General features: G+C 61.9%; 16 protein-coding genes. 5 read left to right on the forward strand and 11 right to left on the reverse strand.

The genetic code is table 11. The features are described from left to right. Position 1: 1 nt before the first annotated feature. Complete coding sequence (locus P3T25_RS01365; protein ID WP_429357291.1) at positions 2–2800, reverse strand: bifunctional diguanylate cyclase/phosphodiesterase; 2799 nt, start codon at positions 2798–2800, stop codon at positions 2–4. Continuing rightward, positions 2797–3591, reverse strand: a complete 795-nt coding sequence (locus P3T25_RS01370; RefSeq protein ID WP_168435607.1) for a substrate-binding periplasmic protein — start codon at positions 3589–3591, stop codon at positions 2797–2799. The genes P3T25_RS01365 and P3T25_RS01370 overlap by 4 nt, the downstream gene beginning before the upstream one ends. A 429-nt stretch (positions 3592–4020) precedes the next feature. On the opposite strand from P3T25_RS01370, the gene P3T25_RS01375 reads away from it, so the two are divergent. Next, positions 4021–5529 carry an MFS transporter gene (locus P3T25_RS01375; protein ID WP_154559234.1) on the forward strand — a complete coding sequence of 503 codons (1509 nt, stop codon included), beginning with the start codon at positions 4021–4023 and terminating at the stop codon, positions 5527–5529. A gap of 45 nt (positions 5530–5574) precedes the next feature. Here P3T25_RS01375 and kdgD read toward each other — a convergent pair whose 3' ends face one another. The 3 genes from kdgD to P3T25_RS01390 all read right to left on the reverse strand — a co-directional run bounded on the left by kdgD (position 5575) and on the right by P3T25_RS01390 (position 9287). After that, on the reverse strand, positions 5575–6492 hold the full coding sequence (gene kdgD / locus P3T25_RS01380) for a 5-dehydro-4-deoxyglucarate dehydratase (protein WP_154559211.1): 918 nt from the start codon (positions 6490–6492) through the stop codon (positions 5575–5577). Positions 6493–6553: 61 nt separating this feature from the next. Further along, complete coding sequence (gudD, locus tag P3T25_RS01385; RefSeq protein WP_154559212.1) at positions 6554–7903, reverse strand: glucarate dehydratase; 1350 nt, start codon at positions 7901–7903, stop codon at positions 6554–6556. A gap of 52 nt (positions 7904–7955) precedes the next feature. Next, the gene (locus tag P3T25_RS01390) at positions 7956–9287 is read right to left on the reverse strand and encodes an MFS transporter (RefSeq protein ID WP_171925927.1); all 1332 of its coding nucleotides are present in this window, start codon (positions 9285–9287) and stop codon (positions 7956–7958) included. Positions 9288–9718: 431 nt separating this feature from the next. Here P3T25_RS01390 and P3T25_RS01395 point away from each other — a divergent pair, with 431 nt between their 5' ends. Continuing rightward, positions 9719–10429 carry a FadR/GntR family transcriptional regulator gene (locus tag P3T25_RS01395; protein ID WP_154559214.1) on the forward strand — a complete coding sequence of 237 codons (711 nt, stop codon included), beginning with the start codon at positions 9719–9721 and terminating at the stop codon, positions 10427–10429. A 174-nt stretch (positions 10430–10603) separates the two neighbouring features. Here P3T25_RS01395 and P3T25_RS01400 read toward each other — a convergent pair whose 3' ends face one another. Genes P3T25_RS01400 through P3T25_RS01410 form a run of 3 tightly spaced genes read right to left on the reverse strand, consistent with a single transcriptional unit; the run spans position 10604 to position 13637 of the window. Beyond that, a complete protein-coding gene (locus P3T25_RS01400; protein WP_429357292.1) occupies positions 10604–10939 on the reverse strand; it encodes an AtuA-related protein in 336 nt (111 codons plus the stop codon). 1 nt (position 10940) lies between these two features. Further along, a complete protein-coding gene (locus P3T25_RS01405; RefSeq protein WP_171925926.1) occupies positions 10941–12299 on the reverse strand; it encodes an acyclic terpene utilization AtuA family protein in 1359 nt (452 codons plus the stop codon). A gap of 33 nt (positions 12300–12332) precedes the next feature. After that, positions 12333–13637, reverse strand: a complete 1305-nt coding sequence (locus P3T25_RS01410; RefSeq protein WP_154559217.1) for a CitMHS family transporter — start codon at positions 13635–13637, stop codon at positions 12333–12335. A gap of 99 nt (positions 13638–13736) precedes the next feature. Here P3T25_RS01410 and P3T25_RS01415 point away from each other — a divergent pair, with 99 nt between their 5' ends. The 3 genes from P3T25_RS01415 (at position 13737) to P3T25_RS01425 (ending at position 16696) form a co-directional block, all read left to right on the forward strand. Further along, entirely contained in the window at positions 13737–14648 is a 912-nt protein-coding gene (locus P3T25_RS01415) for a LysR family transcriptional regulator (protein WP_429357293.1), read from the forward strand. Between the two features lie 200 nt (positions 14649–14848). Continuing rightward, positions 14849–15355 carry a DUF2844 domain-containing protein gene (locus P3T25_RS01420; RefSeq protein ID WP_233464774.1) on the forward strand — a complete coding sequence of 169 codons (507 nt, stop codon included), beginning with the start codon at positions 14849–14851 and terminating at the stop codon, positions 15353–15355. A 30-nt stretch (positions 15356–15385) separates the two neighbouring features. Next, positions 15386–16696: a DUF3443 family protein gene (locus tag P3T25_RS01425; RefSeq protein ID WP_429357294.1), complete on the forward strand. Its 1311-nt coding sequence runs from the start codon at positions 15386–15388 to the stop codon at positions 16694–16696. 235 nt (positions 16697–16931) lie between these two features. Here P3T25_RS01425 and P3T25_RS01430 read toward each other — a convergent pair whose 3' ends face one another. The 3 genes from P3T25_RS01430 to gmtZ are packed head-to-tail and all read right to left on the reverse strand — an operon-like array spanning position 16932 to position 20410. Further along, complete coding sequence (locus P3T25_RS01430; RefSeq protein ID WP_266262263.1) at positions 16932–17144, reverse strand: hypothetical protein; 213 nt, start codon at positions 17142–17144, stop codon at positions 16932–16934. Between the two features lie 27 nt (positions 17145–17171). Then, positions 17172–17831, reverse strand: coding sequence for a gamma-mobile-trio protein GmtX (gmtX, locus tag P3T25_RS01435; RefSeq protein ID WP_429357295.1), 660 nt, complete (start codon positions 17829–17831; stop codon positions 17172–17174). Then, on the reverse strand, positions 17828–20410 hold the full coding sequence (gene gmtZ / locus P3T25_RS01440; RefSeq protein WP_154567794.1) for a gamma-mobile-trio integrase GmtZ: 2583 nt from the start codon (positions 20408–20410) through the stop codon (positions 17828–17830). The genes gmtX and gmtZ overlap by 4 nt, the downstream gene beginning before the upstream one ends. Between the last annotated feature and the right edge of the window lie 3 nt (positions 20411–20413).

The raw sequence follows: 20413 nt of genomic DNA on the forward strand, positions 1-20413 counted from the left end.
ATCAGCTTACCGTACCCGAACCGACGTTTCTCCCGTCACTCCCCGTCGACCGAACGTCCCTCCGGCTGCGGGAGCTGAACAGGTTCACAAACTGCTCGAAACCCTGAATCGGCAGCGGCTTGCAAAAGAGAAACCCTTGATAGGCGTGGCATCCTGCGACTGCCAGGAAATCTCGTTGCGCTTCAGTTTCGACGCCCTCGGCGATGACACCCAGGTTAAAACTTCGGGCCAGCGCCACGATCGTTCTCGCGATGTCAGCGTCGTTGGAGTCGACCAGGATGTCGCGCACGAACGACCGGTCAATCTTTAACTGGTCCAAGGGCAATCTTTTCAGGTAAGACAGCGACGAGTAACCCGTCCCGAAGTCATCCAGCGAAAAGGTCACGCCTCGAGCGCGAAGGGCGGTCATCTTTTCGATAATGTCCTGCACGTTCTCAACGAGAACACTCTCGGTCAGCTCGAGCTTCAACCTGTCCGCCCTCGCCCCAGTCCGGTTGATGACGTCAAGCACAGTGTCTACGAAGTCGGGCTCGCGAAATTGCCGGGCGCTGACGTTCACGGCCATCGACAGATGCGCCATCGATGGCCGCGTCGCCCATACTGCCAACTGGGTGCATGCGGACACCAATACCGTTCGCCCCATCTCGAGAATCAGCCCAGACTCCTCCGCGAGCGGGATAAACTCGCCTGGCGGTATCAGGCCGCGCTCAGGATGCTCCCAACGCACCAGCGCTTCCGCACCGGTTATGTGATTGCCGTCAACGACCTGCGCCTGATAGTGAAGAACAAACCGGTTCTCCTCGATGGCGTTGCGCAGCCCCACCTCCAGCTCGGCTCGCTTCAGCACCGCCGTCTGCATCGCGGGGTCGAAGAAGCACATGGCATTGCGGCCGCGCTCCTTCGATTTATACATGGCGAGATCGGCCTGCTTGAAAAGCTCGTCGGTGGACGTCTGGTCCCCATTGAATACGGTGACCCCTATGCTGGCGGTGCTTCGGAACCGAACACCGTTGAGCTCGTAGGCGTTCCCCAACACGGCGAGAATTTTTTCTCCCACCGCCACGGTTTCCATGGTCGCCTCGGCCTCGTCCAGATTCAGATTGCCCAGCACTACAACGAACTCGTCGCCACCGACCCGGGCAACCGTGTCTCCCTCATTGACGCTGCTCGACAGGCGATACGCGACCTGTCGCAGGAGCAGGTCGCCCTTGTCGTGCCCAAGCGTATCGTTCAGCGTTTTGAAGTGGTCAAGATCGATGAACATGAGGGCGCCGCAAACCCTGTTCTGCCGGCTGGTTACCATTGACTGTCTCAGCCGATCCAGAAGAAGCGCGCGATTGGGCAGGCGCGTCAGCGTGTCATAGAAGGCAAGTTCCAGGATTTTCTCCTCCGACTTCTTGCGCTCCGTGATGTCGCGGCCGCTGGTCCGAAAACCAACGAAGTCACCCCTCTGATTGCTGATCGGCACCCAGGAGACCGACAGCCAGAGGAGCGATCCATCCTTGCGCACGCAACGAAACTCGAGATCGTCGCCGCGCGAACCCTGAAGCCCCTTTTTGAATTCCGGCGCAACGCGCGGGATGTCCTCCGGATGGATGAGCGTGCGGGCGAAATCAGGCATTGCCATGCATTCGGCAACCGTGTAGCCCGTGTAGTACTCAACCGAGGGATTGATCCAGCGCGGTGTGCCGTCCGGTCCCCACCAGATTTCCAGGTTCACCGTGCAGTCGGCAATGGCGCGAAATTTCTCTTCGTTCTCGCGCAACTCCCGCGTCATCGCCGAAGCGAGGCGCATGGCACGCTCCCGCCCTGTCATCATGAGCCAGGTCAGAAGCGCCAGCAGCAGACTCAACCCCGTGCCGGTTCCGGCAATTAGCACCTCCGCATTACGCCCTAACCGGGATCGAAACTCGTCGGAGGCGCTCATCGACAGCATCCAGTCGTGTCCGTCCACAACCAGATATTCGTTTGCGGAGATGAGCGCGGGCGCATGCCGGTTGTTTGCTTCTGAAGTGCGATGCAGCAGCGCTGCCTCCAACGGCTCCACGCCATCGTAAATCGCCAACGAGACGCCACGGGGCTGTTCGCCGTAGAGACTGGCCATCACATCGTGCATACGGAACGATGCGTAGACCCAGCCGACAATGTTCGCCCGACGCTGCGCGACGTTGTCCTGCGTTTTGCCGGAAGCGTAGATCGGAAGATACAGGATGAAGCCGGGCCGGGGGTCCGCATCCATGTCGACCGAAAGGCGCACCTTTCCCGAGAGAACCGCGAGGCCAGAGTCGCGGGCTTTCTCCAACGCCGAGCGCCGCACCGGCTCGCCCCAGGCGTCAAAACCGGGCGAGCTGCGTGCAAGGCCAACAAAGGGCTCGCGCTGAACGACCGGGGCATAGTCCTCGCGCAGCCCGTCGGGATAAATCGTGTAGTCTGGAACGCCGCTCTCGCGCATGTCCGCTATGTGGGCCGCCTTACGCGCCGCGGGCACCCATTCGACCACACCCACGGCGTGGACCCCGGAAAAGTTCGCGTCAAGATTGAGCGCGCTCACATAGCGCCGGAACCTGTCGCGATCGATCATTCCGTTCGCGGCAAACAGGCTCTGCACGCCTCGCAACATCAGCTCGTAGGTCGCCATCCGCTGTTCGACGCGGCTTACTACGTCACTCACGGTGTAATCAAACTGGGTGCGAAGCTCTTTGCGAGTCGCCTGCCGTTCGTGATCCCACACTGTCCACGTCACGCCAAGCGACGCGGACAACACCAGCAATGGCAGCAGGACAGAGCGCAGCCGGATCACGGCGACGCCTTGAAGTTGACCATGGACTCGGCCAGATCCGGCCTGAAGTACTTTTCGAAAATACGGCGCACCGTTCCATCAGCACGCATTTCATCTACCAGCGCTCGCCACTTCTCCCGCTCGGCGGCCGGGAGTGCTTTCTTCGACATGATCAGACCGTGCGGCACCGAAGGATCGTTGAACTCAACGATCGTCGTCACGTCGCGGATCTTTTTCTCGTCCAGCGCGGGGTAATCGAAGGGCTCGATAATCATGCCCTGAATCTGTCGAAGAATAAGCGCCTGGTAAAGCGGTTCGAGCCCGCCCGCGAGGCTTACCCGGTTTTCCGACGTCAGTCTGTCGACCAGTTCGTTGGCCGAGGTGCTGTAGCGGAAACTGCGGATCACGCCGAGCTGGGCGCGTTTATTGTTTTCGAAGTCCGCGACGTTATGGATACCGGCGTCCTTGCGCACGAGCAGATAGTATTTATTACTGAAGTACCACGCAAACGAAGCATATTGATTGCGTTCGTCATTCGCGATTCCAGAAAGACTGAAGTCGAGTGCGCCCGACTCGATCAGTTTCCAGATACGTGCGCGTGACATCAGACTGACCTTGATCTGGCAACCGCTACGCCGGATCAACTCATCGGAGAAGTCTTTGTCGATACCGGTATCGGTGTCGAGCGAATAGAGCAGCCCATGGTCGTGCAATGCAAGCGTAAACGGCCGGGAACAATCCGGCCCGCCTGCGAACGCATTGCTGACGAAACACACTGCAAACAACACCCCGCCAAGCCAGTTTCGAATCACAACGCCTCCGTAGCGGAACGACGCCCAGTTAAGTTCTTATCCGTGATCACAATCCGACGGCATGTCCAGTCAGGCTTTTTTCTAAAGACCTGACTTTTATCACATATTCCGGGATGTTTTACCGCTTCAATGCGTCGCCGATGTGCCGCGAGCGCGCAAGATTTTCCTTCGCAAAACTTCCATACGCATTGTCGGCACCGTGCTGTCGTTCTTGAAGGCCTCCTGGCGACTTCTTGCCGTTGAGAATAGTTTTATGTAAGGGGAAACCCGTATAATCGCCGGGCGAGAGGTCAGACAACTATAAGACACAATAGTGGTCAAGACCCTGGCCGCGCCCTGCCGCGCAGCGCCTACCCTGACAAGCCCTTCTTTCCCAGCCCCGTGAATCCGACTGCGACTGCCCTGCCTTTCCGAAACGCCCTGCTCGCGATGCTCGGCATCGGCCTCGTCAACATGCTGGTCGCACTCGACCAGACCGTCGTCAGCACCGCGTTGCCCTCGATTGTCGCCGAACTACATGGCTTCGAGTACTACGCGTGGATTGCCAGCGCGTACCTGCTGGCGTCGGTGGTGACGGTCCCCGTGTTCGGCCGTCTCGGCGACTATTTCGGCCGCAAGCGTTTCGTGATCGCCGCGGTCATCACGTTCACGGTGGCGTCGGTGCTCTGCGGCGTGGCGAACGACATGCTGTTCCTCGTCATCGCGCGTGGTCTGCAAGGGGTCGGCGGCGGAATGATGGTAGGCACGGCGTTCGCGTCGATCCCGGATCTTTTCCCCGATCCGCGCGCACGGGTGCGCTGGCAGGTGGTGATGGCGGCCGCGTACGGGATCGGCACCGCGGCGGGTCCGTCGCTGGGTGGCTGGATGAGCGAGCACTGGGGCTGGCGCTCCACCTTCCTGATCAACCTGCCGGTCGGCGCCGCGGCGCTCTATTTCATCTGGGCGCATCTGCCCAACTTCCAGCGGCCGCACGAGGGCGAGGTCAAGATCGACTGGCTTGGCGCGGCGCTGGTCGCCATCGTGTTGGGCGGCCTGCAGGCTTTCATCGAAGCCGTGCCGAAAGACGGTCTGACGGCCGGCAACCTGGCGCTGGCGGCTTTCGTGATCGTGGGCGCCATCGCGTTGCTGGTGTGCGAGAAGCGCGCCACGCATCCGATCATTCCGCTCGACCTGTTCAAGGACGCGCAACTCGTCACGCTGTTCATCCTCGGCTTCCTGTCCGGCTTCGTGATGTTCTCGCTGATCTTCTTCGCGCCGCTGCTGTTGCAAGGCGGCTTCGGACTGTCGCCGCAACAGGCCGGCCTGCTCGCAACGCCGATTGCCGCCTGCATCGCACTCGGCAGCCTGCTGAATACGCGCATCGTCATTCACATGAAGAAGCCCACGCGGATTCTGTCGATCGGTTTTGCGCTGCTGCTGTTTGCAGCGATCGCATTGGCGTTTGCCAATCCGGAGACACCGCACGTGTGGATCGAATTGCCGATGGCGGCCGTCGGCATCGGCCTGGGTTTCATCCTGAACAATCTGAACGTGTTCGGCCAGGAGATTGCCGGGCGTGAACGCTTCGGCATCACGACGGCACTGCTGCAGTCCACGCGGATGGTGGGTGGGATGCTCGGCACCAGCATTGTGGCAACCGTGGTGCAGCACCACTACCGCAACGTGGTCACGCGCACGATGAGCGTGCTCGGCGAGCCGGCCGCATCGCAATGGCGGCCGCGCTTCGTCGATCTGCGCATCCTGATCGATGAAACGGTGCGCCTGAAACTGATTGCGGATACGAAGACGTCGGGACTCAATACGCTGGCGCTGATCGACACGGCACGCGATGCACTCGTGCAGTCGATTCATATTGGCGTGTGGCTGACGGCAGTGGCGGCACTTGCGGCCGCATTGCTCGTGCAGCGCATCTCGCACGTTGTGTTTCGCCGGAGTTGAGGGCGGCGAAATCTCCGCCACTACCTGCGCCGTTTATTGCGCCACTTATTGCGCGCCGAGCTTCTTGATCAGCGCGTCGAGTTGCGCCATTTCTTCTTCGGTCAGATCGGTCAGCGGCGCCCGCACCGGACCGGCGCTGTGGCCGACCAGCTTCGCGCCGGCCTTCACGATACTCACCGCATAGCCCTGACGGCGGTTGCGGATCGCCAGATACGGCAGGAAAAATTCGTCGATCAGCTTGCCGACAGTTGCGTGATCATCTGCAGCAATCGCGCGATAGAAATCCATCGCCGTCTTCGGAATGAAGTTGAACACAGCCGACGAATACACCGGCACGCCCATCGCCTTATAAGCCGCGGCGTAGATTTCCGCGGTCGGCAGGCCGCCGAGATACGAGAAACGGTCGCCGAGACGGCGGCGAATCGTCACCATCGCCTCGATTTCACCCACACCATCCTTGAAGCCGATCAGGTTCGGGCAACTGTCCGCGAGACGCTCGAGCATGTCCGCATTCAGCTTCGAATTCGCGCGGTTATAAACGATCACGCCGATGTTCTTCACCGCCTTGCAGACCTGCTCGACGTGCGCGGCAATCCCTTCCTGCGATGCCTCGGTCAGATAGTGCGGCATCAACAGCACGCCGCTTGCGCTGAGACGTTCGGCTTCCTGCGCGTAGTCGATCGCCACGCGCGTCGGGCCACCCGCGCCGGCAAGAATCGGTACCTTGCCCCGGCAGGTCTCGGTCGCCGTGCGAATCACGTTCGTGTAATCGCTTTTGGTCAGCGAGAAAAATTCGCCCGTGCCGCCGGCGGCAAACAGCGCGGTCGCGCCATAGGGCGCGAGCCATTCGAGGCGCGCAGCATAGGTATCGGCGCGGAAATCGCCTTGTTCGTCGAAGTCGGTCACCGGAAAGGACAGCAGGCCTTCGGAAACGATCGCTTTGAGTTCTTGGGGTGAGGTCATAACGTGAATAGTCGGTAAAAGCGGGCGGCCGCACGGAGCGCCGCTCAGATCATGAGGAAACTCAGCGCACCAGACACGGGCGCTTGTTATCGAACTTCCAGTTCGGAATCAGGTACTGCATAGCCACGCCGTCGTCGCGTGCGCCGAGGCCATGCTGCAGATACAGCGCGTGCGCCTTCTCGATCTCGTCCATATCCAGCTCGACACCGAGGCCGGCGGCCTGAGGCACCTTGACCTTGCCGCCGACGATCTGCAGCGGCTCGCGCGTCAGGCGCTGACCGTCCTGCCAGATCCAGTGCGTGTCGATCGCCGTGATCTTGCCGGGCGCAGCAGCCGCGACATGCGTGAACATCGCAAGCGAAATGTCGAAGTGATTGTTCGAATGCGAGCCCCAGGTCAGCCCCCACTCGTTGCACATCTGCGCCACGCGCACTGAGCCCTGCATGGTCCAGAAGTGCGGATCGGCAAGCGGAATGTCCACGGACTGCAACTGGATCGCGTGCCCCATCTGGCGCCAGTCGGTCGCGATCATGTTGGTCGCCGTCGGCAAACCGGTCGCACGGCGGAATTCGGCCATCACCTCGCGGCCCGAGTAGCCGTTTTCCGCGCCGCATGGATCTTCCGCGTAAGCCAGCACGTCGTGTTGATCGCGGCACAGGCGCACCGCTTCCGCGAGCGACCATGCGCCATTCGGGTCGAGCGTGACGCGGGCATTGGGGAAGCGTTCTGCGAGCGCCGTCACCGCTTCGATTTCGGCGTCGCCCGGCAGCACGCCGCCCTTGAGCTTGAAATCGTTGAAGCCATAGCGCGCTTGCGCTGCCTCGGCAAGCCGCACCACCGCCTCGGGGGTCATGGCCTCTTCGGTGCGAACGCGCTCCCAGTCGTCGCGCCCTTCCGCACCACTGTCATAGGGCAGATCGGTTTTCTTGCGATCACCGATATAGAACAGATAACCGAGCATTTCCACTTCGTCGCGTTGCTGGCCTTCGCCGAGCAGTGCCGCAACAGGGACGCCCAGATGCTGCCCGAGCAGATCGAGCAGCGCGGCTTCGAGTGCGGTCACCGCGTGAATGGTGGTGCGCAGATCGAAAGTCTGCAGGCCGCGCCCGCCGGCGTCGCGATCGGCGAACTGCGTACGCGCCTTGTTCAGGATCGCTTGAAGATTGCCGATCGACTGGCCGACAACCAGCGGACGCGCGTCGTCGATCGTCTTGCGGATGCTCTCGCCGCCCGGCACTTCGCCGACTCCAGTATGCCCGGCGCTATCGCGCAGAATGACGATATTGCGCGTGAAGAACGGGCCATGCGCGCCGCTCAGATTCATCAGCATGCTGTCACGGCCGGCGACGGGCACGACGCGCAGCTCGGTCACGATCGGCGTGGCGTTCGATTGGGATGAGTTAGTGGACATGATTGGGGACCAGGTAAATGAGTAAGCCGACTGGCGGCGGTCGATCGACAATTCAATGCGCTTTGCTATGAAGCGGCTCCGTCAACGCGTCGCGGTTCACACGGCGATTGCGGGTCAGGAAGCCGGCCGCCGCGGCGATCAGCGAAGCCACGCCCAAGGCGTACAGACCACCGGTAATCGAGCCGGTGTGCTGCTGCAGATAACCAAAAGCAGCCGGTGCGAAGAACCCGCCGAGGTTGCCGACCGAATTGATCAGCGCGATGACGGCAGCAGCAACGCGTGCGTCCAGATAACCCTGCGGGATCGGCCAGAAGAGCGAAGCCGCGGCCTTGAAACCGATCGCTGAGAAGCAGATTGCCACGAACGACAGCACAGGATTACCCGACGTCGAAGCGAACAGCCCGCACGCTGCAATGACGAGCGCCACCGCCAGCCACGCCTGCTGGAAACGCCATTTCGCGGACAACACCGCGAAGCAGTACATCGCGACCATGGCGATGAGCCACGGGATGGTATTGAACATGCCGACTTCGAAGTCCGAGAGTCCGCCCATCTTGCGGATGATCGTCGGCAGCCAGAAGGTGGCCGCGTAAATGGTCAATTGAATCGCAAAGTACAGGAAGCAGAACAGCAGAATCTGCGGATCCTTCAGCAGCTTCACGGCCGGCAAATGCGCGCCGCCGTGCGCCTCGCGCTCGGCCTGCTCCGCGGCGATCGCGCTTTCGAGAACGGTCTGCTCCTCGGCCGTCAGCCAGGAGGCATCGCGAATGCGCGACTTCAGCAGCAGCCAGCTAACACCGCACAGCACGATCGAGAAGCCGCCCTCGATGAGAAACATCCATTGCCAGCCGTGCAGGCCAAGGCCGCGAATCGACAACAGACTGCCTGTGATCGGACCGGACAGCACCGACGCAAGCGCGGAGCCCGAGAGAAAAACCGCCACGGCCTTGCCCCGCTCTTTCTGCGGCAGCCATTGCGTGAAGTAAAACACCACACCCGGGAAGAAGCCGGCTTCGGCGATGCCGAGCAGGAATCGCAACACATAGAAGGACGTATCGTTCCACACAAACGCCATGGCGGCCGCGACCAGCCCCCAGGTGCCCATGATGCGGGTCAGCCAGGCGCGCGCACCGTACTTCTGCATCAATACGTTCGACGGCACTTCGAACAGCGCGTAGCCGACGAAGAACAACCCGCTCCCGAGGCCGTAGGCGGCAGCGCCGATGCCGAGGTCCGTCTGCATGTGGGAATTGACGAAGCCGATGTTCACGCGATCGATGTAGTTCGCGATGAACATAATCAGAAAGAGCGGCAGCACGTGCCGCTTGACCTTCGAGACCGCGGACTCAAGCGGGTCAGCGGCGGCGGTGAGAGCAGATGTCAAGGTTGTCTCCAGTTCCGGCCATTCCAGCGGCCTGATCGAACGCACCGCAGCACATTCGAGCAGGCCGGGCGATTCGGTCCTAAAATGCGTGATACGTTGTCTGACGACAGTCTACCCCGTTCCATTCACCGATTCCAATGGGGTGTTTACCCTGCCATGCAAGCTGTATATACCGAGATGCAGCCGTCACAGCGCCACAGCAGTCGTTGAAGCTGTAGAATCGAATTAAGACGTCCGATGACATGACAAAAGACTTGCAAGCTGTGCCGCCTAGGTCCGGATAACGAGTCATCACCGCCCGCATCGGGAACACGAGATTCAAATCGTCACCTTTCGGACTGACGCTATGATGACTATGTCGAGACGCCACACGACGTCACTCGCACTCGCAACGTGTGAATTCCCAGCCGATTAGTCCATAAGCAACCGAGATGAGCAGCCTAACTGAGAAGGTGGTGGCCACCCTTTCCGATGAAATCCGCCGCGGCAGCCTGCGGCCCGGAGACCGCATCCCGACAGAAGTCGCGATGATGAAGCAGCTTTCGGTGAGCCGCTCCGTGGTTCGCGAGGCAATCTCGCGCCTGCAGGCGGCCAAAGTGGTCGAGACGCGTCACGGCATCGGCACGTTCGTTCTGGAGCCGGCCACGGAACAGTCCATGCAACTGCCTGCCGCCGACCTCTCCAGCATGCTGGACGTGATGGCGATCATCGAATTTCGCATCGACGTCGAGGCAGCCTCGGCCGCGCTCGCGGCAGCGCGACGCACCGAGCAGAATCTCAAGCAGATTCGCGCCGCACTGGAGCGCTTCGAGTCCGAACTCGAACGGGGAAGTACCGATACGTTGGCGCACGACATCGAGTTTCATCTGCAGATCGCGCGCGCGAGCGGCAACCGCTACTTCTTCGACGTGCTCAGTCAACTCGGCCGCGCGGTGAGCCCGCGCACGCGGCTCGGCACCGCCGAGATCGCGGAGCTCGACCATATCGAGCACCTGCGCAACGTGCTCAGCGAGCATCAGATGATCTATCGGGCCATCGAACGCCAGGACGCGGATGATGCGCGCGCCGCGATGCGCATGCATCTGAGCAATAGCCGCGAAAGACTTCGGCGCGCGCACGAGTTGAGCAGGGCGAGTGGCTGAGCCGAATGCCCGGCGATTCGGCGAACGAACTGACAGCGCTCGCCGACACAGACGATGCCGTGAACATGGAGACCGCCACTGTCACCCACGTGGACGAGACATGGCCCTCGAAGCTTGAACTTAGGGCCTCAGGTCAGGCTAGCGATATGCAGCAGCGGCGGCAATGCCAGCGAACTACAGAACTGGAGCGTTTCCACCTGCAGTCGGCGCTTCCACCTCCAGCCCCATCAACGCCGAACTCAACGATTTGCCGTGCGCGTCGAGCGCAAGCGAACGCGTCACACCTCCGCCGAGCGCATGGCCGAGTACGAAGTTGAATGCGGCGATACCAGGCAGTTCATAACGTACGACTTCGCCGCGCACCACGTCGTTCAGATGTGCCTTGACCCGTTCCGGTGTCAACACCGCTCGCAGATGCTCATAGTGCTTCGCGTCATAACAGATGACGGAAATATTCAGCGTGTTTCCTTTGTCGCCAGTCCGAGAATGAGCAAACTCACGTAGTTTCATGTCACGCCTCCACCAGCGAGAATGCCGGCTTGACATGCTCGCGCGGCAACAATACCGATTGCACCGCGACGACTTCGCGCGCCGACTTGGTCACGCCGCCACCGCCCGCCGGGCCGTTCGTGTAAAGCGTCTCTACCTCGTTGCCGATCCGCACTGCTTGCGCCAGCGATTCAGCGCGCCCGGCGACCCGTGCTCGCACTTCATAAGGCTCGGCGTGACCGGCAGCCAACGTGTCGCCATGCAATGCGTTCACGCCGATCAGATCGAAGCGTAATTCACGCGTTTCGACGCCCGTCAGGGCAAGCCTTTCCCGCACGATATCGAGTGCAAGCCGGGCACGCGCCAGCGCGCCGGGACCGCCGTATGAAATCTGCCCTTCGCCGATATAGCCGTCGAAGTAAGCGACCGACACCTTCAACGTATCGGTACGCGGCGTACCGCGCCCGCCGCTCACGCGAATGCGATCCGGCGCTTCCTGCATGACACGCACCTGAGTGAAATCGGCGACCACGTCCGGTTGCAGATAACGCTGCGGATCGTGAATCTCATACATCAGTTGCTCTTTGCAGGTTGCCTCGGTTACCCGGCCACCGGCCTGCGGGAGCTTGGTGATGACCACCGTGCCGTCCGGCGCGACTTCGGCGATGGGAAAGCCGAGCCTCGCGAGATTGGGCACGTCCTTGAAACCCGGATCGGCAAAATACCCGCCGGTGATTTGTCCCGCGCATTCGAGCAGATGGCCGGTCACAGTCGCCTGGCCAAGCGTCTGCCAGTCGTCCATCTGCCAGCCGAACTCGTGGATCAGTGGCGCGACGAACAGCGACGGATCGGCGACACGTCCGGTCAGGACGATTTGCGCGCCGGCCGCAAGCGCCTCGACAATCGCCGCCGAGCCGAGATAGGCATTCGCGGACACGAGGCGGTCACGGTACGAAGCGACGCTTTCCCCGGACTCCTCGAAACGGAAATTGCCCTGCCGCACGACGTCGAGTACATCGTCGCCGGTGACGGCGGCAATCTTCACGTCGCCGAGACCGAGCGCGCGCGCGATCCCGGCAGTCTTTCGCGCCGCCGCAAGCGGATTGGCCGCGCCCATGTTCGAAATGATCCGCACGCCGTTGCGAATCGCTGCGGGAAGCACAGCCGCCATGCGCGTTTCGAGCAACGGGTCGTAGCCCAGCTCAGGGTCTTTGCTGCGCGCCTGCTGCGCGATCGCAATGGTGCGTTCGGCAAGGCACTCGAACACGAGGTAATCGAGCGCGCCGTGTTCCGCCAGTTCGACCGCGGGTTCGATACGGTCGCCAGAATACCCCGCGCCCGCGCCGATTCGGACCGGCTGCCTATGTGGAGTCGCTATCATGCTGGTCGCTTCCATTCAGTCAAACAGTCAAGCTCACAACGAGAATATCCCCAGCACGACGCAGGCGATCGTCATGACGATCGACGCGCCGAACAGCAGGGGGAACGTGAATTTCTGATGGTCGGCGAGATCGATGCCGCACAGGCCGACCACGAGGAAGGTCGCCGGCGTCAGCGGGCTGACCGGAAAGCCGGTGGTCATCTGGCCAAGCAGCGCGGCCTGGCCGACATGCACGGCGGGCACGCCGAGTTGACCGGCCACTTCGGCAATCACCGGCAGCACGCCGAAGTAAAACGAGTCCGGATCGAACAGCATGCTCAGCGGCATCGACACCAGCCCGAGCGCGACGGGGATGTGGCCCGCCATGGCGGGCGGCACGAAGCCGACTGCCGCCTGTGCCATCGCTTTCAGCATGCCGCTGCCCTGCATCACGCCGGTGAACACGCCGGCCGCCAGCAGAATGCCGGCCATCATCAACGCAGCGCGCGCGTGAGCGTCGATCCGCTTGCGCTGCATGTCGACGTTCGGATAGTTCACCATCAACGCGATGCATAGTCCGACCATGAACATGATGGCCGGCGGAATCTTCTCGCCCATCACGACCATCGTGCCGAGTACGACGAGCGTCAGGACGATGTTGAACCAGAAGTTTTTCGGCCGGCGCAAGGCTTGCTCTTCGGGCGTCAACTCGCGTTTTGGCATCGGTGCGGAACCGTTCGCGGCAGTGAGGCCGAGCCGCTTTTCCTCGCGCCGCCCAAGCCAGAACGCCACGCCGAAGACGAACACCAAGCCGATCAACTGCACGGGGATCAGCGGGTTGAACAACGCCGAAATCGGCAGATGCAGCGAGGCCGACGCGCGGATCATCGGCCCCGTCCACGGCAGAAAATTGATGCCGGCGGCCATCGAAACGGCCGCGGCCAGCACGCGCCGGTCCATCTTCAAGCGGTCATAGAGCGGCAGCATCGCGGGAATCGTGACGAGAAAGCACACCGCGCCGGAACCGTCGAGGTGAATCAGCAGCGCAAGCAACGTGGTGCCCATCACGATCCGTGTGGGCCGCGTGCCGACCGCGCGCAGAATGCGGTCGATGATCGGATCGAGCGTGCCGGCGTCGGTGATGGTGCCGAAGTAGAGAATCGCAAACACGAACATGCCGACGACGGGCGCGAGGCTCTTGAGCCCGTCGATCACGAATTTGCTTGTCTGAAAACCGAACCCGCCGATCAGCGACGCGGCGAGCGGCACGATGATGAGCGCCACTAGCGGCGACATCCGTTTCGACAGAATCGCGCCGAGTAGCACGACGATGGTGGCTAGCCCCAGCAGTGGCAGCATGTCCTTGTCTCCGATGTTGTTTTTTACTGTGATCCAGCGTAAGTTCGAGGCGGCGATAAATCAATTGAAATGAATTGATCGCAGCTATTACAAACCATCATGGATCTGAACCTTCGAGACATTCGCGCATTTATCGCCGTGGCGCAGACAGGCAGCTTCACGCGCGCGGCCACGCGCCTGCATCTCTCTCAACCGGCCCTGACGGTGCAAATACGGCGCCTCGAGGAAACGGTCGGCCTGCGCCTGTTCGATCGCAACAGCCGCAACGTCGCACTGACGCCGACCGGCCGCGAACTGCTGCCGCTCTTGCAAAAATCCCTGCATGACATGGAGTACGTGCTGATCGACGCGCGTGCGCTCGGCGAGGGATCGAGCGGCACGGTGCGGATCGCGTGCTTGCCCACTTTCGCGGCGAGCGTATTGCCGGAACTCGTGCAGGACCTGAAGAAGACCGTGCCGCGCGTGAGCTTTCATGTGCGCGACGTGGTCGCCAGCATGGTCAACACGCTGGTGCGCAACGAAGAAGTGGATATCGGTTTGACCGGCGGCGAACTGGGCGACGCCAGCTTCGAGGTGCTGCATGCGGGCATCGACCGGTTGGTGGCGGTATTTCCGAAGCGCCATGCGCTGGCGCGCCGCAAACGCATCACGCTGGCCGACCTTGCCAGGGTCCCGCTCGTGCTCACCGCGCAGGGCACGAGCGTGCGGGCGGTGGTTGACAGCGCGTTTGCCGACGCGCACGCCATGCCGGAGATCGCGTGCGAGCCGACCTACATGATGAGCGCGGTCGCGATGGTGCGCGCGGGGCTCGGCGTGACCATCCTGCCGGCGTCGGCCCGCGAGGTCAGAGCGGAACCTGAACTGATAGTCCGCCCCATCGACGATCCCGCGTTCACCCGCCCTATCGCCCTCATCAAGAAGCGCGGCAGGACCCTGCCGCCCGTCACGGAAACCTTCGTTGCGGTGCTGATCGAAAAGCTCGGCAGAATTTCAACGTCCGGACAGGCTTGAGATCGCGGCGCGCCCGGACTCGCCAGTCCGCCGTGTTGCGCATTATCAGTTTCCCGCGGCTTACCTTTCAATTTCAAATAGAACCCGAATCGCCACGCTATTCGTCTGTTTTAATCGAAGCGAAGCGCGCTAGTATTTATATCGCGTGGGCGCGAGGAAACGTTCGCGCGCATTTTCCGAAAAACGTCGAAAACCAAAAAATGATAATCAGCCAATTTCGAATGCTCGTGGTGGCCGCGGCCTCGTTCACCACGGTCGCTCCGGCGTATGCAGGGTTAGGCGGCGCACCGACCTACCCCGTGACCGCCAGCAGTACCAGCGCAGGGGCGGCCAGTCAGGGCGGCAGCGCGGTGACCCGCTTTGCTGCAAGCGCCAATGCGGCTTCGCCCACTTACACCGTGAGTCAGACCACGCTTGCATCGGGCACCGTCGTAAACGAGTACATCGCGGCAGGCAACACCGTGTTTGCGTTGAGCTGGGAAGGCCCCGCCATGCCGCCGCTCAACACGCTGCTCGCCACTTACTTCCCGTCTTACGTGCAGGGACTCACCGACGCGCACGCAGCGCAAGGCGGCGGCTATGGCGCAGCCGTCGTGCGTCAGTCGGCTCTGGTCGTTGAAACGGGCGGCCATATGGGCGCCTTCGTGGGTCGAGCCTATCTGCCGCAAGCGTTGCCGCAAGGCGTTAGCGCTAACGACATCAAGTAAGTCTGTTAAAAATCAATCGAGAGAATAAAAGTGCGCAAAATCGCATGGATCATTGCCGCGGCGCTCGGGCTGAGTCTGGCTGGCTGCGGTGGGGGCGGTAGCGGGGGTAGCAACAGTGGCACCAACAGCAACACATCGATAAACGCACCGGGCGGCGCAAGTTCGCCGGCGACGTCGAGCGGAACAGGTTCTTCGTCCAACGTCCTCGCGGTGGATGCGTCGGCGGTGCCTACTGCAGTTGGTCCCGGCAATACGATAGCGGTGACGGTCAGCCAAACGGGCATCCACAATCAGCCCATGGTCAGCGTCACGATCTGTACCGACAGTACCAACGCCACCGCCAACTGCGCGACGATCCCGAATGTGATCGTCGATACCGCGTCGTTTGGATTGCGCCTGGTTCGCTCAGCCATTCCGGCCGCCACATTCAGTGCGCTCGCACCCGAACTCGCCCAGCCGAGCGGTCTGCCGCTCGCCGAATGTGCGTTGTTCGGCAGCGGCTACGCATGGGGTTCCGTCCACTATGCGGACGTAGCGCTTTCGGGCGAGATTGCACAGAAAGTACCCATCCACGTGATCGGCGATTCGGCACTGACCGTGGCCGCGCCGACCGAGTGCCAGGTTGGCCGCCCCCTGGTCACCACGACCGATATCGGCGCAAACGGCATCCTCGGCATCGGCGTGAGCCCGAATGACTGCGGCATGGCATGCCAGAACGCAGCGGTGTCGGCGTTCTACTACACCAACGCCGGCACGGCCACCTCGGTGCTCGTAACCGGACAGATCACCAATCCGGTCACAAAGTTCGGGCAGGATAACAACGGTGTGATTCTGGAGATGGGCCAGATTTCCGACAGCGGCAGCGCGACGGCTCAAGGTACGCTGGTGTTCGGTATCGACACGCAAGCCAACAACGTGTTGAACGGCACGAGCGCCACGCTGATCAGGACGAACGGGAACGGCGACTTCGCGTCGAGCTACGGCGGCACCACGCTGACGAAGACGTTCTTCGATTCCGGATCGACGGTGTTGTTCTTCCCCGACTTGACGATCCCGATTGACAGCGCGTCCGGATACTACATCCCGACGACGACGGTGGGGCGGACGTCAACGCTGGTGGCAACCAGTCCGGCGAGTGTCTCACTCGGTTTCAATATCGCAAACGGAGCGACGCTGAACGCGTCGGGGAATTACGCGTTCAATAACCTCGGTATCTACTTGTCGCGGCAGTTCGACTTCGGCATGCCGTTCTTCTATGGCCGGCACGTGTACTACGGCATTTCGGGCAAGGCGTCCACGGGTGGGGGCACGGGGCCTTATGTAGCGTACGTTTCGAGCTGAGCGGTATTAGTTCTGTAAATAAACCCGGCTCATGCAGTCTTATACCTTAACGGTACATAGTTCGCGAGCAAGTGGCCGGGGATTCAGTAAGGGCGGTGTTTTAAGCATCAACGCCTTGCGATGTATAAATACATCGTAATACACCGAAACTTCCAAGCGCCAGCCATTACGCTGGCGCTTTTCCTATTGCGTAATTCGTACGTCAGGGGGTTTGGTGGCGTTCCCTTTGAGCCTGTTATTCCCCAAGCGACGCCTCCCACTCCTTGCCATCATCAAGGATAGGATGGGTATCACTCACCACAACCAGCGGCTTGCCACGATGGGCCAGCGCAAATCGCGATATCGCGCCGGCTTGCCCTTCCGGCATTGCTTGGCAGTTCGAACCTAGTGCCCCGACCCACACATACTGCCTAGATTCAATGCAGGCAAGGTAATAAGCCACACTCATGTTGTTCCCCTTTAATTTTTGCTTTGCCTACGCAAGCACTTTTCGAATCGCCCGCGCGAACCCCACCTCAAACACTGTCCGGCCGCGCGCGTTGACGATTTCGCCGTGGCTGCCTTCCCGCAGTCCCCGTTCCTCGAGGTAATCGGCTGACACCGCTTTCCACAAGGCTTCGCGCTCGGAAGGCGTGAGCTGCGCGGCCTTGGCAAGTACGGTCACCGGCGGCGCTCCGGGCGCGGCTGTGATCGTCGCGCCCAGCGGGCGCCGGTCCACAGTCACCTGGGTGTTGGCCTTCAGCACGTTGAGCTGCGCCTTGAGCTTGTCGCGCTCAGCAATGATGGCCTGCATGATGGAGCGGATCGCCGGGTCCTCGATGCGCATCAGGTATTCGTGGCTCGCGAGCGTCTTCGGCGGCTTGGGCTCGGGTGGCCCGACGTAGGCGGCCCAGGCTTCAATCAGTGCCTTGTAGTCCGTCGACTGGGCGTTGTAGAGGGCACGCCCCTTCATGATGCCTTCGGCTTCTGCCAGGCGCCCGACGGCCGGCAGAGAGAAGTCGCGCGAGCCCGTCTCGTGCTGCCTGCGGCAGAGATCGTGCATCTTTGCCAGATTTGTGCGCCGGTTTGAGCGCCCGCCCTTGGCGAGCAGCGACTCCAGCACCGCGTCCGGGTGGATGTCGGTCGCACCATTCATGCTTCATCTCCTGAGAGGACCTGACGTCCAGCGGGGTGGGCAGGAGGCAGAAGTGAGGTGAGGTCTAGGTCGAAGTGCTGGCTGAGGCTCAAGCCTGCATCCATCAGGCGAATGACTTGGCGCTGGCCCAACGCGGGATTCTCCGGGTTCATCTGCTGGGCAAGGCGGCGCAGGAAGGCGTTGCCGGCGAGCAGTTGCTCCTGTTCACTCAACAGCATGAACACGGGCGGCAGGTCGTCGCGGTAGAGCACCGCGTCGAGCAACTGGCTACGGCGGAACACCGCCTTTCCCGGTTCGAGGTCGGGGTAGACCTCGACGTTTTCGCAGACGCCCGCAAGTTGCAGCAGCTCCGACTCCGTTTCCTCGAAGGCGACCTGTACGTCGCCCCCCGTGCCGGCGGCCACCAACTCCGTGCCGGAGCCTTGCGGCGCGTCGAGCGCCGCCTTGCAGCGTTCGATGAGACGCCAGCAGGCCACCAGGTCTTCGGCGAGGTCGCTGAAGCGCTTTATGGCGCTCTCCCACACCCGCTCAGCCTGCCGGCAGGCGTCGAGCCTGGAGAATGGCTGGCCAGCATCCTCGGCGTCCGCCTTTTGCCTCTTTAGGTCTTGCAGCGTGTTCTCGTGCGCGAGACAGGCGTTGCGCGCCTCGTCGAAGTGATAGGCGAGCGTGTTGAACTGGGCAACGAGCGCCGGTAGGTGGTGCGGCTCGGTCACGAACCAGCGGCAGCGCACGCAGTTGCGGCTGCCGCCCGGAACAGGTCCATACTTGGGAGCCGAGAGTGAGCCAATGTTCGAGCCGCCGTTGTAGCAGCCACCCACAACACTGTTATCCTCGACCTCGCTGGTGTTGCCGCCGACGAGACACAGGCCGTGGTGCATGGGCATCCAGCCCGCCGGGTTGCGCGCGGCCGGATGCTGCGGGACGGCGGCGGCGAGGATGGGCACGCTGTTACAGATGGCCTTTTGCAGCAACTCGTCGTGCTCGGTGTCGAGCAGGAAGTTTTGGATGCTCGCCTCTTTGTTCATTTCCAGCCGCTCCGCTGCACCGAGCAGCACGTCGCGGATGTGCGTCGCGCCGGGCTTGGTGTAGTAGAGGGTCATCAGCAGGCGGCTGTGGCCGACGAGTTTCTGCAGGATAGGGAACGGCACCTGGCCTTCGAGCGCCAGCGCGGTGATGAGGGATACGCGCAGGCTGTGCAGGGGGAAGAGGGTCGTCAGTCCATTGTTCTGTTCTTCCGGCGGCGGGAGGAAACGTATCGCCGCTCCGTTGTGATGGGTTTCACCTCGGTCGGCCAGCCGCAGTTCCAGTGCTTCCAGCAGCGAGAACCAGCAGCTGTCCAGCCCCCTGTTCCGGATAGGCCGATGACGTTCGCCGTCTCCCGCCTCCGGTATCCTGAAGAGGAAGCAGGTATCCGGGTAGCCCGCCAGTTGCACCTCGCTCTTTGCCTTCATGTGACGACCATCGAGTTCCGTCCAGGACGTCCGCCGCGAGACGGGGTTGTACTTCGCCTGCCAGTTGCGCAGCTTCTCCAGCCAGTAGAAGACATCCTGATGCACCGGCCCGCCAAAGGACCACGGCAGCACGTAGCCCTTCTCGGAACCGGACTTGGTGATGTCGGCGGTCTTGTTGGTGTTGATGTAGAGCACTGTCGAGACCGCCCCGACGTCGGCGAGCGGGTCATTGCGGCGAAACACGCCCTGTTGCAGCGGCTGGCGTTCACTGCCCTGAGCGAGCCGGCTCGGATTCAATGACCAGTTGCCCGCCGCGTAGCGCCAGGTATCGGCTTCACCCGAATCAAGCATGCGGACCTGGAAGGTGCGCAGCGGCAGGATGAGCTTCACGAGCAGGGCAACCCACCGCACCGGGCTCCACATCTCCAAGCGAGTTCCGTTCTTGAGGGGCCGCTCGCGCCACACGCAGTCCGGGTCGTTCCGGTCTATCTGTGCCTTGGCCACTTCGAACCAGTCGGGTGCACCGCGCCCACGCTGGCCGATTTCCACGCCCAAGGCGGCCTGCGCCCACTGCCAGTCCCGGAAGTGCGGTCCCGCCGCGAGCATCTGCCGCAGTTCGTCGATGTAACCATAGGGCAGCGGCGAATGCACGCTCTCGTCGCGCTTCGGCAGACCGCCATTGGACATCCGGGAAACGGGGTTGCGAAACGCCGGCGAGACCACCGGCCGGCCGTGGTCGTCGATTTCGCTGAACTCGCGCAGCAGCACGAAGTGCAGGAAGGCGTGGATGTAGTTGTTGTACTTGATACCTTTCAGGGAATCGGGGCAGGCTGTCCGGTAGAACTCAGGCAGGACGGTGGTGCACGCCAGGAAAGATGCCGGGTCGAGCGGTAGCCCCTGCTGGATTAGGTAGCGCTCCACGAACGCCACCAACCCGAGCAGTTTGTCACCCACGTTCGTTGTCTCTCCCTTCAACCATTCCACTGCTAGCGCGCGCCAGGCTGAGAGCTGCGGATAGTCGCGCTCGACCCAGCCTAAGTTGGTATCCGTGTCGCGGCTCACTCCTTTCCCGTTGCGAGCTTGAGTGGCAGGTGCCTTGGGCGCATACGCTTTCTTCTTTTCGGCCATAAG

The organism is Paraburkholderia sp. GAS32, from assembly GCF_050434225.1.
Lineage (GTDB): Bacteria > Pseudomonadota > Gammaproteobacteria > Burkholderiales > Burkholderiaceae > Paraburkholderia > Paraburkholderia madseniana.

Excerpts from the sequence above, each read along its gene's own strand:
- P3T25_RS01375 (WP_154559234.1), top strand. The coding sequence starts at position 4,021 with ATGCTCGGCATCGGCCTCGTCAACATGCTGGTCGCACTCGACCAGACC.
- kdgD (WP_154559211.1), bottom strand. The coding sequence starts at position 6,492 with ATGACCTCACCCCAAGAACTCAAAGCGATCGTTTCCGAAGGCCTGCTG.
- gudD (WP_154559212.1), bottom strand. The coding sequence starts at position 7,903 with ATGTCCACTAACTCATCCCAATCGAACGCCACGCCGATCGTGACCGAG.
- P3T25_RS01395 (WP_154559214.1), top strand. The coding sequence starts at position 9,719 with ATGAGCAGCCTAACTGAGAAGGTGGTGGCCACCCTTTCCGATGAAATC.
- P3T25_RS01400 (WP_429357292.1), bottom strand. The coding sequence starts at position 10,939 with ATGAAACTACGTGAGTTTGCTCATTCTCGGACTGGCGACAAAGGAAAC.
- P3T25_RS01405 (WP_171925926.1), bottom strand. The coding sequence starts at position 12,299 with ATGATAGCGACTCCACATAGGCAGCCGGTCCGAATCGGCGCGGGCGCG.
- P3T25_RS01410 (WP_154559217.1), bottom strand. The coding sequence starts at position 13,637 with ATGCTGCCACTGCTGGGGCTAGCCACCATCGTCGTGCTACTCGGCGCG.
- P3T25_RS01415 (WP_429357293.1), top strand. The coding sequence starts at position 13,737 with ATGGATCTGAACCTTCGAGACATTCGCGCATTTATCGCCGTGGCGCAG.
- P3T25_RS01420 (WP_233464774.1), top strand. The coding sequence starts at position 14,849 with ATGATAATCAGCCAATTTCGAATGCTCGTGGTGGCCGCGGCCTCGTTC.
- P3T25_RS01430 (WP_266262263.1), bottom strand. The coding sequence starts at position 17,144 with ATGAGTGTGGCTTATTACCTTGCCTGCATTGAATCTAGGCAGTATGTG.
- gmtX (WP_429357295.1), bottom strand. The coding sequence starts at position 17,831 with ATGAATGGTGCGACCGACATCCACCCGGACGCGGTGCTGGAGTCGCTG.
- gmtZ (WP_154567794.1), bottom strand. The coding sequence starts at position 20,410 with ATGGCCGAAAAGAAGAAAGCGTATGCGCCCAAGGCACCTGCCACTCAA.